This window comes from Corynebacterium sp. zg-331 (assembly GCF_014267345.1).
GTDB lineage: Bacteria > Actinomycetota > Actinomycetes > Mycobacteriales > Mycobacteriaceae > Corynebacterium.
In genome coordinates, this window is record NZ_JACMYD010000001.1 from 81,126 (window position 1) to 95,048 (window position 13,923).

Annotated in this window: 12 protein-coding genes; 11 read left to right on the forward strand and 1 reads right to left on the reverse strand. The window is 67.8% G+C overall.

The window, feature by feature from the left end:
• The first annotated feature begins 12 nt into the window (after positions 1 to 12).
• The 7 genes from H7347_RS00430 (at position 13) to H7347_RS00460 (ending at position 8,853) form a co-directional block, all read left to right on the forward strand.
• A complete protein-coding gene (locus H7347_RS00430) occupies positions 13 to 2,988 on the forward strand; it encodes a translation initiation factor IF-2 N-terminal domain-containing protein (RefSeq protein ID WP_186337056.1) in 2,976 nt (991 codons plus the stop codon).
• A gap of 167 nt (positions 2,989 to 3,155) precedes the next feature.
• Complete coding sequence (rplU, locus tag H7347_RS00435) at positions 3,156 to 3,461, forward strand: 50S ribosomal protein L21 (RefSeq protein WP_152820333.1); 306 nt, start codon at positions 3,156 to 3,158, stop codon at positions 3,459 to 3,461.
• Between the two features lie 29 nt (positions 3,462 to 3,490).
• Positions 3,491 to 3,763, forward strand: coding sequence for a 50S ribosomal protein L27 (rpmA, locus tag H7347_RS00440; protein WP_152820335.1), 273 nt, complete (start codon positions 3,491 to 3,493; stop codon positions 3,761 to 3,763).
• A gap of 169 nt (positions 3,764 to 3,932) precedes the next feature.
• A complete protein-coding gene (gene obgE / locus H7347_RS00445; protein ID WP_152820337.1) occupies positions 3,933 to 5,456 on the forward strand; it encodes a GTPase ObgE in 1,524 nt (507 codons plus the stop codon).
• Between the two features lie 31 nt (positions 5,457 to 5,487).
• Entirely contained in the window at positions 5,488 to 6,591 is a 1,104-nt protein-coding gene (gene proB / locus H7347_RS00450) for a glutamate 5-kinase (RefSeq protein ID WP_152820339.1), read from the forward strand.
• 26 nt (positions 6,592 to 6,617) lie between these two features.
• Positions 6,618 to 7,538: a D-isomer specific 2-hydroxyacid dehydrogenase family protein gene (locus tag H7347_RS00455; RefSeq protein ID WP_370513873.1), complete on the forward strand. Its 921-nt coding sequence runs from the start codon at positions 6,618 to 6,620 to the stop codon at positions 7,536 to 7,538.
• A 49-nt stretch (positions 7,539 to 7,587) separates the two neighbouring features.
• Positions 7,588 to 8,853, forward strand: coding sequence for a glutamate-5-semialdehyde dehydrogenase (locus tag H7347_RS00460; RefSeq protein WP_152820341.1), 1,266 nt, complete (start codon positions 7,588 to 7,590; stop codon positions 8,851 to 8,853).
• Here H7347_RS00460 and H7347_RS00465 read toward each other — a convergent pair.
• The gene (locus H7347_RS00465; protein WP_152820343.1) at positions 8,850 to 9,899 is read right to left on the reverse strand and encodes an asparaginase; all 1,050 of its coding nucleotides are present in this window, start codon (positions 9,897 to 9,899) and stop codon (positions 8,850 to 8,852) included. The genes H7347_RS00460 and H7347_RS00465 overlap by 4 nt on opposite strands.
• A 49-nt stretch (positions 9,900 to 9,948) precedes the next feature.
• Between H7347_RS00465 and H7347_RS00470 the strand changes: the two genes are divergently transcribed.
• From H7347_RS00470 to rsfS, 4 genes are all read left to right on the forward strand, one after another.
• On the forward strand, positions 9,949 to 10,917 hold the full coding sequence (locus H7347_RS00470) for a cutinase family protein (protein ID WP_152820345.1): 969 nt from the start codon (positions 9,949 to 9,951) through the stop codon (positions 10,915 to 10,917).
• A gap of 147 nt (positions 10,918 to 11,064) precedes the next feature.
• Entirely contained in the window at positions 11,065 to 12,696 is a 1,632-nt protein-coding gene (locus H7347_RS00475) for a hypothetical protein (RefSeq protein WP_227658925.1), read from the forward strand.
• A 25-nt stretch (positions 12,697 to 12,721) separates the two neighbouring features.
• Positions 12,722 to 13,333, forward strand: a complete 612-nt coding sequence (gene nadD, locus H7347_RS00480; protein ID WP_152820347.1) for a nicotinate-nucleotide adenylyltransferase — start codon at positions 12,722 to 12,724, stop codon at positions 13,331 to 13,333.
• Between the two features lie 120 nt (positions 13,334 to 13,453).
• Positions 13,454 to 13,921 (forward strand): ribosome silencing factor, encoded by a 468-nt coding sequence (rsfS, locus tag H7347_RS00485; protein ID WP_186337057.1) that lies wholly within the window; start codon positions 13,454 to 13,456, stop codon positions 13,919 to 13,921.
• Positions 13,922 to 13,923: the final 2 nt, after the last annotated feature.

Here is a 13,923-nt window from a genome sequence, read left to right on the forward strand (position 1 = left end):
GAGTGAATAAACGTGGCAGAAAGCCGGAAAAAGAAGGCCGCCGAATCCACGCTGGCGGAATCGGTCAGGGATTTTGATCGCAGCCAGCTCGGGGCCAAGACCAGGGTGCACGCCCTGGCGAAGATGTTGGGGGGAACCTCCAAGGAACTCGTGGCGGCGCTCAAAGAGCTGGGATGGCGCAAGGTGGCGCAGTCCACGCTGAGCCCGGAGGAGGTCACCGCGCTGCTGGATCACCTGGGGGGCACCGCGGCTTCGGAGGACAACGGGGAGGACAAGTCCAGGGCATGGACGCAGAAACCGGCCGGGGCAGAGAAAGCGGAGTCAGAGGAACGCATCCGGCACCGCGTGGAAAAGAACGTGGCCAATGAGATCCACCAGATCGAGGAAAAGGTAGAGAAGGACCTTTCCGAGCAGGTGGCTCAGTCAGAGGAACGCGAGGCGGAGCTTCCCGAGGTCACGGACCGCACCCCCCGGGAGGACGACGCCCCGGCGCCCGCCGGGCAGGAGGAAACCTCGGAGGAACAAGACAAGCCCAGGGGCGCCAAGCGCGGACGCACCCGCCGGGTCACCAAAAAGACCGTCAAGGCGGATCACGAGTCCCAGGCCGCCGAGACCGCACGGACAACGCCGGAAGAAGACGCCGCGCCGGAAGTGCAATCGGAAGAGTACCCCGAGCGGCAGGACCAGCGAGATCGTGCCGCGGGGGAGGAGCCGGAAGAAGACCATGACGCCGGCAGGCCGCGGCGCCGCCACCGCCGCGTGACCCGGCGCGCAAACGCCACCGCCGCGCGGTCGGAGGTCGCAGAAGAAGCCACTCGGTCGGCCGATCCGGAAGCTCGACCGGAAGAAGAATCGACGGAGGAAAGCGGTAGGCGCCGTCGCGGTCGCCGGGGCACCCGCCGCGGGCGTGGCGAGCAGGAATCCGCTCAGGGCACGGAGGTATCCCGGGATCCCGAGGTCGCTGCCCCGGAGGAGCCGGAGACCGAGGAGATTCAGGAGCCGGTGGCGCTCAAGGGCTCCACCCGGCTGGAGGCGCAGCGGCGGCGGCGCAGCGAGCGCAGCGACGAGGCGCGCAAGAAACGGCACGTGATCTCCCAGGCGGAGTTCCTGGCTCGCCGGGAATCCGTGCAACGCACGATGGTGGTGCGCGAGCGGGACCGCCAGGATCACCACGGCGTGGTGACCCAGGTAGGGGTGCTTGAAGACGACCTGCTGGTGGAGCACTTTGTCACCTCGGAGCAGCAGACCTCCATGATCGGCAATATTTACCTGGGACGGGTGCAAAACGTGCTGCCCTCGATGGAGGCGGCGTTCATCGACATCGGCAAGGGCCGCAACGGCGTGCTCTACGCAGGCGAGGTGGATTGGAAGGCCGCGGGCCTCGGCGGGCGGTCGCGCAAGATCGAGCAGGCTCTGCGCTCGGGCGATCAGGTGCTGGTGCAGGTGACGAAGGACCCCGTGGGGCACAAGGGCGCGCGGCTGACCACGCAGATCTCCCTGGCCGGGCGCTTCCTGGTGTACGTACCCGGCGGGCGCAGCGCGGGGATCTCGCGCAAGCTTCCCGCCCCGGAGCGCAAGCGCCTCAAGGAGATCCTCAAGGAGGTGGTGCCCAACCAGGGCGGCGCCATCATCCGTACCGCCGCGGAGGGGGTCTCGGAGGAGGCGATCGCCGCCGACGTGCGCCGCCTGCACGACCTGTGGGAGGACATTCAGGCCAGGGCGCAGGAGGAGAAGGACTCCCGCGGGGCTACCCCGGTGACCCTGTACGAAGAGCCGAACATGCTGGTCAAGGTGGTGCGCGACCTTTTTAACGAGGACTTCGGGGCCCTGGTGGTGGAGGGGCGGCGTGCGTGGAACATCGTTCACGCCTACGTGCACTCGGTGGCTCCGGATCTGGAGGACCGCCTCACCTATTACGACCGCGCGGAGCACGATGGCCTCGACGCCTTCGAGGCCTACCGGGTGGACGAGCAGCTGCACAAGGCGCTGGCGCGCATGGTGTGGTTGCCCTCGGGCGGTTCCCTGGTGATCGACCGCACCGAGGCCATGACGGTGATCGACGTGAATACGGGGCGCTTCACCGGCTCCGGCGGCAACCTGGAGGAGACGGTGACCCGCAACAACCTTGAGGCCGCCGAGGAGGTCGTGCGCCAGCTGCGGCTGCGCGACCTGGGTGGCATGATCGTGATCGACTTCATCGACATGGTGCTTCCGGAGAACCGCGACCTGGTGCTGCGCCGCCTCAAGGAGGCCCTGGAGCGGGATCGCACCCGCCACCAGGTCTCCGAGGTCACCTCCCTGGGGCTGGTGCAGCTGACCCGCAAGCGCCTGGGCACGGGGCTGCTGGAGACGTTCTCCACCGAGTGCCCCACCTGCGAGGGGCGTGGTCTTTTGGTGCACGACGACCCGGTGGAACACGGCGCGGGGGAAAAGGCGGAGAAGTACGCCGAGGCGGATCGCAAGCGCAAGGGGGGCGCGAAGCCGACCAAGGAGGCCGCACCCGAGCGGGAGCCGCAGCGCTCTATCGAGGAGCTGGCCTCCGCGGTGGTGATCGAGGACTCGGAGGAGGTCTCCGAGGTGGAGAAGATCGCTGCGGCGGCGGTGGCCACCGCCGATGAGCTCGATCCGCACGAACCCAATGGGTCCCACTACGAACAAGCGGTGGCGCAGTTTGAGGCCTCGCCGCGCCGAGGACGCCGCACCCGCGGCAACTCCCGCTCCGACCACCGCCCCCGGCCGGAGGACTTCGAGGCCTCGATCCCGCACGATGATCGACCCGACGAGGCCGAGAGCGCTATCCGGCGCCGTCACCGGCGGCGCGTGGTGCGCCGCGGTGCGGCCAGGGCCGCCGCCCAGGCCTCTTCGGTCATGCAGCGGACGTCCGCCCGGAAGCAGGCGGAACCGCAATCGCATCGGGTGGAGCAGACCGAGGCCTCGGCCGGGCTGCGTCGCCGCGGACGGCGGCGGGCCACGTACCGCCGGGCGTGAGGGCGGTTTGTGTTCGGTGGCTGTGACAGGGTAGCCTTTGACAGTCGATGTTTTGGGGCTAGTTGTACCTATCTGTGTGATGTCAGCGCTCCGAAGCACGTGAGTACCTGTCCATGTCAGGCCCGTCAGGGTTTGAGTCGAGATATCAGATAAGGGGTAGCCCTCCGATGTACGCGATCGTCAAGACCGGCGGGAAGCAGTACAAGGTTGCCGAAGGTGACCTCGTCAAGGTCGAGAAGATCGAGGGTGAGCCGGGTTCGTCCGTGGCTCTCACCCCGATTCTGCTCGTCGATGGCGCCGACATTAAGTCCACCGCTTCCGAGCTGGAGGGTGTGCAGGTCTCCGCCGAGATCGTCGAGCACACCAAGGGCCCGAAGATCAAGATCCTGAAGTACAAGAACAAGACCGGCTACAAGGTTCGTCAGGGGCACCGCCAGAAGCTGACCGTGGTCAAGGTCACTGGCATCAAGTAATTAGCTTTTAGCGAGGGAGGCAAACCCACATGGCACACAAGAAGGGTGCATCTAGCTCTAGTAACGGTCGCGATTCTAATGCCAAGCGCCTCGGCGTGAAGCGCTTTGGCGGCCAGAAGGTCAACGCCGGTGAGATCCTGGTGCGTCAGCGCGGCACCAAGTTCCACCCCGGCGAGAACGTCGGCCGCGGCGGCGATGACACGCTCTTCGCCCTCAAGGAGGGCTCCGTGCAGTTCTCCATCAAGCGCAAGCGCCGCATGGTGAATATCGTGGAGGCCGAGCCAGTCGCCGCGTCCGCCTAAGCTTTCGCGCATTTACCAGCCCCCGCCGCTCCCGGAGAGCAATCGCGGGGGTTGCTTCGCGTCTTTGAGGCCCTGTGTGCGATCGGCGGCAGGCGTGCGGGGCGCGATACCCCGGGGTGGTAGCATCGGAATGCTCAGATCGTGGACATATATAAGGGGTATCGCTGTTATGGCTCGCTTCATCGACCGTGTGGTCCTGCACTGTTCCGCCGGCGATGGCGGCCACGGTGCCGCCTCGGTACACCGGGAAAAGTTTAAGCCCCTGGGCGGCCCCGACGGTGGCAACGGCGGCCACGGCGGGGACATCGTGTTGGAGGTATCCTCCCAGGTACACACCCTCCTCGACTTTCACTTCCACCCGCATCTCAAGGCCAAGCGCGGCGGTAACGGCGCGGGCGATCACCGCAACGGCGCGCGCGGCGAGGATCTGGTGCTCCAGGTTCCCGTGGGAACCGTGGTCTGCGACGACCAGGGAGAACCCCTGGCCGACCTCACGGTGCCGGGCGCGCGCTTCATCGCCGCCACCGGCGGCTACGGCGGCCTGGGCAACGCGGCCCTGGCCAGCCGCAACCGCAAGGCTCCCGGCTTTGCCCTCAAGGGGGAACCGGGGGAGGAACGCGACCTGATCCTGGAGCTCAAGTCCGTGGCGGACGTGGGCCTGGTGGGCTTCCCCTCGGCGGGGAAGTCCTCGCTGATCTCCGTGCTCTCCGCCGCGCGTCCCAAGATTGGGGATTACCCCTTTACCACCCTGCAACCCAACCTCGGCGTGGTCACCGTGAGCAACCAGACCTTCACGATGGCGGACGTTCCCGGCTTGATCCCCGGGGCGAGCCAGGGCAAGGGCCTGGGCCTGGACTTTCTGCGCCACATCGAGCGCACGGCGGTGCTGGTGCACGTGGTGGATGCCGCCACGCTGGAATCCGGGCGCGATCCGGTCTCCGACATTGAGGCCCTGGAGGAGGAGCTGGCGGCCTATCAGTCCGCGCTGGATCAGGATACCGGCCTGGGCGACCTGCGCGAGCGTCCCCGGATCGTGGTGCTCAACAAGGCGGATGTGCCGGAGGCCGAGGAACTCGCGGAGTTCGTCAAGCCGGAGCTGGAGGAGCGCTTCGGCTGGCCGGTCTTTATCATCTCCGCCGTGGCGCGCCGGGGGCTGGAGCCGCTGGCATACGCACTATTGGAGATCGTGGAGGCCGATCGCAAGCGCCGTCCCCAGGAAAAGAAGCAGGAGAGTACCATCATCCGGCCCCGCGCGGTGGACGCCGGGGGACGGGGGGCCAGGGCCGGGCGGGACTTCGAGGTCGTGGCGGACCCGGAGGAGCCGGGGGCCTACCTGGTGCGCGGCCGCAAGCCGGAGCGCTGGATCGCCCAGACGGACTTCGACAACGATGAGGCCGTGGGGTATCTGGCGGATCGCCTGGCGCGCGCCGGGGTCGAGGAGGCCCTCTTTCAGGCCGGTGCCCAGGAGGGGGCCACCGTGACCATCGGGGAGGTGAGCTTCGAGTGGGAGCCGCTGACCATCGCGGGCGCGGAGACGGTGATGACGGCGCGAGGCACGGATCCGCGTCTGGCGCGCTCGCACCGCGCCTCCGCGGCGGAGCGCAAGCGGGCGTCCCAGGCGCGCCGAGGGCTGATCGACGAATACCACTACGAGGACGAAGGACCCGCGGACCGGGAGCGCTGGCAGGGCTAGGGGCACCCCCGGCGTGTACCATGTGGTGAGCATGAGAGACTATCTCGCTCAAGCAAAGCGCATCGTCGTCAAGATCGGCTCCTCCTCCCTCACCAACGAGGCCCACATGGTGGACACGTCCCGGCTCGACGAGATCGTGGACGCGCTCACGGCGCGCATGGAGCGCGGCACGGACGTGATCGTGGTCTCCTCCGGCGCGGTCGCCGCGGGCATGGGCCCGCTGGGGCTCAAACAGCGGCCCACGGATCTGGCCACCAAGCAGGCCGCGGCGGCGGTGGGCCAGGTGGAGCTGGCCCACGAGTGGGGCAAGTCCTTCGCCCGTTACGGCAGGACGGTGGCGCAGGTGCTGCTCACCGCCGGGGACACCGGGGTGCGTGATCGCGCTCGCAACGCGCAGCGCACCATCGACCGCCTGCGCCAGATGGGGACCGTGCCCATCATCAACGAGAACGATACGGTGGCCACCTCGGAGTTTCACTTTGGCGATAACGATCGCCTCTCCGCGCTGGTGGCGCACCTGGTCTGGGCGGACGCGCTGGTCCTCCTTTCCGACGTCGATGGCCTCTACGACCGCAACCCCGCCGAACCCGGCGCCCGCTTCGTCGCCGAAGTGCGCGGCGACGAGGACCTGCGCGGCGTGGCCGCGGGCGACGGTGGCGCCGTGGGCACCGGGGGCATGGCCTCGAAGATCTCGGCGGCGCGCCTGGCCGCCCAGGGCGGGGTGCCGGTGCTCATGACCTCGGCGGCGTCGATAGGCCGCGCGCTGGATACGGCGGACGTGGGCACGGTGTTTTACCCCAAGGACAGCCGCCTCTCCGCATGGAAGTTTTGGGCCCTGTACGCGGCGGATATCGCGGGCAAGCTGCGCATCGACGCCGGGGCGGCCCAGGCCGTGCGCTCCGGGGGAACCTCCCTGTTGGCGGTGGGCATCACCGAGGTGCTGGGCGACTTCGACGCGGGACAGATTGTGGACATCGTAGACGAGGAGGACGAGGTGGTGGGCCGCGGCGAGGTGGCCTATTCCGCGTCCACTTTGCAGCGGATGAAGGGCAAGAAGACCTCGGAGTTGGCCGAGGAACAGCGCCGGGCGGTGGTGCACACGGACTACCTCTCGTATTTTGCCGCGCGGCGTTAGGCACGCGATCCGAAGGGAGAATTATCGTGCGTTTTACCATGCTGCCCAGGCCCTGGGAACTGGTGGTGACGGCGCTCACGGAGGCCGGTCACGAGCAGGTGCCCCTGGAACGGGCGGAGTTGGTGGTGTTCAACGGCGAGGCGCGGGACTTCCCGGAGCTGCCGCCCACGGTGCGATACGTGCAGACCGCCACCGCCGGGGTGGACGGCCTGCGCGAGGCCGGGCTGCTGAGCACCAGAGTGCGGTGGGCGAACGCGGCCGGGCTCTACGCCGACTCCGTGGCGGAGGGCACCCTGGGCCTCATGCTCGGGGCCACGCACATGTACAAGCTGGTCACCGCGCGTGCCTCGTGGAGCGCCGCGAGGAAGATGCAGCGCGAGTCTCAGTTCCTCTACGAGGGTAAGACCGTGATGATCGTGGGGGCAGGGGGCATCGGGCGGCGGCTCATGGAGCTGCTGGTGCCCTTTGGCTGCGAGGTGATCGCGGTGAACAGGTCGGGGCGTCCCGTGGCGGGGGCGGCGGCAACCTACCCGATGGAGCGGGTGCGCCGCGAACCGGAATTGTGGGGGAGGGCGGACTTTGTGGTGCTGCTGGCGCCCCTTACGGAGGAGACGCGGCACCTGGTGGACGCGGAGGTACTGGGCCGCATGAGGGAGACGGCCTTCCTCATCAACGCCGGGCGCGGCGGCCTGGTGAACACCGAGGACCTGGTGGCGGCCCTGCGCGCGGAAACCATCGCGGGCGCGGGCCTGGACGTGATGGAGCCGGAACCGCTACCGGACGGACACCCGCTGTGGGAGCTGGACAATTGCCTGATGACCCCGCACACCACCAACACCATCCCGATCATGAAGAAGCGCCTGGGTGCCCTGGCGGTGCGCAACGCCGAGTTGTACGAGGCGGGGGAGCGCATGGAGACGGAGTTTGAGCCGGAGGCGGGGTATTAACCGGCGATCGGGAAGAGGAATAACGTGACCTCGCGTACACTGGCGGGGCATGGAATCCAATACTCGTGAGTCGGAACGCGCAGAGGTTCTCGCCAAGGCGAGGGCGGCCAAGGAAGCGGCCCCGCGGATCGCCAGGCTGACCTCCGCGCAGAAGAACGAGGTGCTGCTGGCTGCCGCCGAGGCGCTCGTGGACAACGCCGAGGAGATTCTCCGCGCCAACGAGCGCGACGTGCGCGCCGGGCGCGAGGCGGGCATGGACGATTCCCTGGTGGATCGGCTGCGCCTGGATGCCGCCCGGATCGAGGGTATCGCCGGTGGGCTGCGTCAGGTGGCGGGCCTGCCCGACCCGGTGGGGGAGGTGCTGCGCGGCAGCGTGATGCCCAACGGCATCCAGATGCGCCAGGTGCGCGTGCCCCTGGGGGTGATGGGTATGGTCTACGAGGCCCGCCCCAACGTCACGGTGGATGCCTTTGGCCTGGCGCTGAAATCCGGCAATGTGGCGCTGCTGCGCGGCTCCAAGTCCGCCCGCCACTCTAACGAGGCCTTGGTGGGGATCCTGCAGGAGGTGGCGGTGGCCCACGGCCTGCCCCGCGAGACCGTACAGTTGTTGCCCTGCGAAACCCATGATTCCGTGCAGGATCTCATCACCGCCCGGGGTTTGGTAGACGTGGTGATCCCGCGCGGGTCGGCCCGCCTCATTCAGGCTGTGGTCACCGGGGCCACCGTGCCCACCATCGAGACCGGCACCGGCAACTGCCACTTCTATATCGACGCCGAGGCCGATCTCGATTCCGCCATCGCGATGGCTCTCAACGGCAAGACGCGGCGCCCTTCGGTGTGTAACGCCACCGAAACGGTGCTCATTGACGCCGCCCTGCCTCCCGAGGCCCAATGCCGTATCGTGGAGGCCTTCCGGGGCGCCGGGGTGACCGTCCACGGCGACCTCGCCCAGCTCGACGGGGTGGTGCCCGCCACCGATACCGACTGGGGCGAGGAATACCTGAGCATGGACATCGCTGCGGCGGTGGTGGACGGCGTGGACGGGGCCATCGCGCACATCGCCCGGTGGTCTTCCGGGCACACCGAGGCGATTGCCACCCGCGATCACGCCACCGCCCAGCGCTTTGCCCGCGAGGTGGACTCGGCGGCGGTGGTGATCAACGCCTCCACCGCCTTTACCGACGGCGAGGTCTACGGCATGGGCGCGGAGATCGGCATCTCTACCCAGAAGCTCCACGCCCGAGGGCCGATGGCCTTACCGGAGCTCACCAGCACCAAGTGGATCCTGGAGGGCAGCGGGCAGGTGCGCACCTAGCCCTGAGCGAAGAGCGCGGCCGGGTCGGTGCCCGTGGCCAGCGCCGCGGCCAGCAGCACCCGCGACTGCGCGGCGCGCAAAGAGCCGGAACTAATCACGCCCCGCTCGCGCAGGGTAGCCCCGCCCCCGGCGCCGCCGTAGGCGGCCTCCACGTTGCCGGTGGGCACGCGGGTACTCATCACCACGGGTACGCCCCGGTCGAGGGCGTCGTCGATCGCGGTGGCCAGATCCCCGCCCACGTTGCCCGCGCCCATGCCCTCGATCACCAGGCCGCGCGCCCCGCGCGCGAGGGCGTCGTCGATCAGGGCTCGCGGTGCGCCGGGGTAGGCTGCGACGATCTCCACGGGGGTGTTCTCCAGCGGGCTCCACGGCAGCGGGGCCGGGCGGGCGCCGCGCGGGGAGGGGGCGTTGTTGGCAAAGCCATCCGCCTCGGTGGTGTGGGCCTTGTAGGTGCCGCGCGCCGGGAAGGAGGCCCCGCCGAAGGCGATGAAGGCACCCGCCGGGGTGGACTCGTCCGCGGCCAGGGCGATGGCCTGGGCGAGGTTCTCGGGGCCGTCGGGGGCGGGGTCGTCGGCGGGCCGCATGGCCCCGGTCACCACGATGGGGCGGTCGTCGGGGCGGAAAATGTCGGCGGCGAGGGCGGTTTCCTCCATGGAATCCGTGCCGTGGGTGACCACCACGCCGGTGACCTTGGGATCGCTCATCGCCTCCCGGATGGCGGAGATGATGGTGTCCGTGTCGCGGAAGGTCATGGCCGAGGAGTCCAGTTGCGCCACCGGGCGCACCCGCAGATCCAGGTCGGGGCCGAAGCGCCCGCGTACGGAATCCAGCAGTTGCTCCCCGGTGCGGGTGGGTACGAGCGCACCGGAGGCATCGGCCGTGCTGGCGATGGTGCCGCCGGTGGTGAGCACAACCACGCGCCCGTGAAGGTCGCGGGTCGAGTTCTGTGTGGCGGGGGCGTCGGTGTCGCGGTCGGGGGCCGAACAGGCGCTCAGCAGGCCAAGAGCGGCCACGAGAGCCACCATCGTGCGGATAAGCAGTCTCATAATTCGAGTATAGGGCGGTAAAAAGGGAATAAAAGGCTACAGTGCAGTTATGTTCATCTCTGCGAAGTTGTCCTCCGCGTTTGCCGCCTTTCTTGCCACGGCGGCGTCGATCACCGGCGCTGCCACGGCCCGGGCGGTATCGGAGGAACAAACCCAGTGCCCCGCGGTGACCGTGATCGCGGCGCGCGGCTCGGAGCAAAACGAGAATCTGGAACCCACGCGCTATAGCCCGGAGGCTGCCTGGGTCTCCAATGGCTACGAGGAAGAAAACATCCGGGCGTTCCTGCAATTCTCCGAGCAGCGCTATCGGCAGCGTACCGGCCAATCCCTCATGCGGGACGTGCAGGTGCTTGCCCTGGATGCCTCCGTGTACCCGGCCGCCCTGCATCTGCCGCGCTTAGCCGAGGTGGGGGAGAACATGACGGCACTGGAAACCCTGCGTCGCCTGGGGCGATTGCTGCAGGAGACCCCGGCGCATGAGATCGCTTGGAATGCGGTGCGGGGTTTTAGTGATTCCCTGGTCAGAGGCACCCTGGGCGTGGACGACGTGATTTTTGGCTACGAGGCGGAATCGGGCTGCCAGCCGCGCTACGTCTTCTTTGGGTATTCCCAGGGTGCGGTGGTGCTCTCCGCGCGGGAGCGGGATATTAATAACGCCACGCGGGGTCGGGTGGCCGGTACTCTCTACATCGGCAATCCCCTGTTGGCCGGGGGTGATCCCTCGCTGGTGGGCGATCCGAAGATCGGCGTAGGCCTGGTGGGGCTTTCGCCGCTGAACTCGCGCACCCTGGCGGCCGTGGATGAGCGGCATCGCTTGAATTATTGCCTGCGCGATGACTTCGTCTGCGATGCCGGGGTTGAATCCGCCGCCAAGGCCTTCTCCGGGGGCGGTGGCGTCCACGCGCTGTATTTCCTGCGCGCGGCGGATCACCCGGAGCAGGCCACCCCCGCGGAGGCCGCGATGGCGGATTCCTTTGCCCGGTGGGTGGAGGAATCGCGGGTGGGGCGAGCGGGGTAAAGGTGACCGCTGCCTGTGAGAAAGCGCGGGCTTATGCTGATTTCAGGTGCACAATATAGAAGGGAATGACCGGTGCTTTACGCGCAAAATACTACGACCTCTTTCCGACTCCTTCGGATTCCCGCCGCGGTTGTTTCCTCCCTCGCTTTGCTTCACGCCGGTGTGGGGGCGGCGCAGGCCGCCCCGCCGGACTCCCCGCAGCCGCAGATTCGGGCCTCGGCCGGCCCCAAGGAATGCGTGCCCTACCTGGGCAACCTCCTCAAGGGCAACGGGCAGTTTCCCCTGGGCCTCGTCCCGCCGGACTACGGGGCCAGGGGGTATGAGGATCTGCCGGTGAGCGAGCGGCAGCAGGAACTGCCCCAGCGGGTGGATCTGCGGGACAACACCCAGGGGTTCAACGGGCAGGTGGAGGTCGCGTTGCGCCAGGGCTTGCTCTTCGTGCGCCGCGTGGGTGAGTGGCAGTGGCGCGATTTGCCCACCCCGGACTGCCTGCGCGGAGAGATCGAGGGGATCTCGCTCAACGATGACGCCCTGGTGGCCCTTGACCGCGAGGGCTGGATCTACACCCTGTCCAACCTGCAATCCAGCCCTCAGCGCTGGGGCTGGATTAGGGCCTGGGGCGGGCCGGTGTGGTTGGGCAAGGGCTTGCAGGCACCCACCACGCGGCCTGGTCGCTGGTCGCTGAGCCTGATCGGCACGCACACGGATCGGGTGTATGACACCCCGGACGGCAAACAGCAGCCGGTGTCGCTGGCCAAGGTCACACAGGTGGTGGCGCTGAGCGAGGATGGATCGCGCATGTATTCCCTTGATCCCTGGCTCGCCCGCGATTACTCCTACGAGGTGGGCACGCCATGGAACTCTCGGTTCCAGGCGGAGGCCATGTCCGCCTCCGGGTCGATGATGTTTATCACCAATAAGTATGGCGATATGTACACCCGGCTCTCGGACTTCGATATCAACGGCTCCGATCCCGCGCAATTCCGCTACGTCTGGGGTCAGGACGAGCGCCCACCAGCCGCCGACGCTGCCCGCCATCGCCTCGACGAGACCACGGCCCCCATCGGCCTGCCCGCCGACGATTGGCGCCATCAGCCGAAGATTCCCGGCCGCATCACCAATCGCCTGTCCATTCACTCCACCGCACCGGGGTCGCAGAACCGGGAATTGCGGGTGGAGGGGATCAACGCCGAGGGCACCACGGGATTCTGGCGCAAGGAACTGACAGGGCAACACTGGGAGTTTGTGCCCACGTCCGTGCCTTTGGCGGGAACGGAACTGGAGAACTCTCTCCAGGATCGCAGCGCCGAGACCCTAGCGGACCCCTCGCCCTTTTTCTATCGCGGACAACTTACTCCCGGCGTGGAGATGAGCGTATCCGAGTTCGCCTACGCCTCGCCCAAGCGGGACGTGACGCTCGCCGTGGGCGAGCGGGATTATCGCTTTATTCTGCACACCATCGACGGCCGCCTGGGCACCCCGCTTTCCCTGCGCACCCTCCCGGTGGAGGGGGAATATGGCCCCCGCCCGGCAGGCCTGGCGCAGGCGGTGCCGCGCAACTACATGGCGGCCCTGGAGGTGCCGGAGGAGACCCGGGCGGTGGCAAGCGATCACCCCGCCCTGGCGGAGTTCCTTGCCGATTATCTGGCTGGTGAGCGGTACCACCAGGTGTATCTGAAGGTCACCCCGCAGACCATGGAGGTGTGGAACTCCCCGGTGGATAACGTGGCGCTGCCCGCAATCAGCCAGGTGGCGCGCCTGGAATCCGTGGCCCCGTGAGCCCAGGCGGTAGAATTCCGGGGTCATGACCAACCCTAAGGAGAATCCGGCGCGCGTGGGCGTGATGGGCGGGACCTTCGATCCTATCCACCACGGTCACCTGGCGGCGGCGAGTGAGGCCGCCGATCAATGCGGGCTGGATGCGGTGATCTTCGTGCCCACCGGCAGGCCCTGGCAAAAGGCGGATCGGGAGGTCTCTGCGGCGGAGGATCGGTACCTGATGACGGCCCTGGCCACCGCCGCGGACGAGCGCTTTTCCGTGAGCAGAATCGATATCGAGCGCGCCGGGGCCACCTACACCATTGACACCCTGCGGGATGTACGTGCCCAATTCCCGAGGTCGGAATTGTTCTTTATCACCGGGGCGGACGCCCTCTCCGGTCTTACCTCGTGGCGGGAATGGGAAAAGGCGGTGTCCCTCGCGCGGTTTATCGGGGTGACGCGGCCGGGTTATGACGCCGATGCCAGCGTTCTTCCCCACGAATATCGCGAGCGTATCACCCTCGTGCGGGGCCCGGGGCTAGATATTTCCTCCACGCAGTGCCGCCGTCGTTGTCGGCAGGGACGGCCCATTCGGTACCTGGTGCCCGAGGCGGTGGCCCGGTACATCGAGCACAACGGGTTGTATGTGGGCTGAGGCATCGGCTTGCTGGCGGTGGGCGGTCCCGCGGTGTTGGCCGCATTGGCCTGTGACCTGCATGGCGTGGAATGATAGGGCCAGTATGTATCCCCTTGCTACGAGCAGCGAAGGACTTGCGTGACTGTATCTGAACAATCCCGCCACCTGGCCGGCATCGCGGCCCGGGCCGCGGACGAGAAGCAGGCCAGCGATATTGCGGTTATCGACGTCTCCGACGTGATGGCGATCAGCGACGTCTTTGTCATCGCCTCGGCCGATAACGAGCGCCAGGTGCGTTCCATCGTCGAGGAGATCGAGGACGCGCTGACTAAGGAGGACCGCGAACCGCTGCGCCGCGAGGGCCACCGGGAAAATCGCTGGGTTCTGCTGGATTACGGCTCCCTGGTGATCCACGTGCAGCGCGCCCCGGAGCGCGAGTTCTACGGCCTGGATCGCCTCTACCGCGATTGCCCGCTGATCGAGATCGAGGGCATCGAGACCCCGCAGCGTCCCGGGCAGTGGGCCGAGGAAGTGGATCTGCGCCAGGTGGAATCCCTCGAGGACATCCCGCTGGCCGCCCAGGCCCCCGGCGAGGACGATTACTGAGC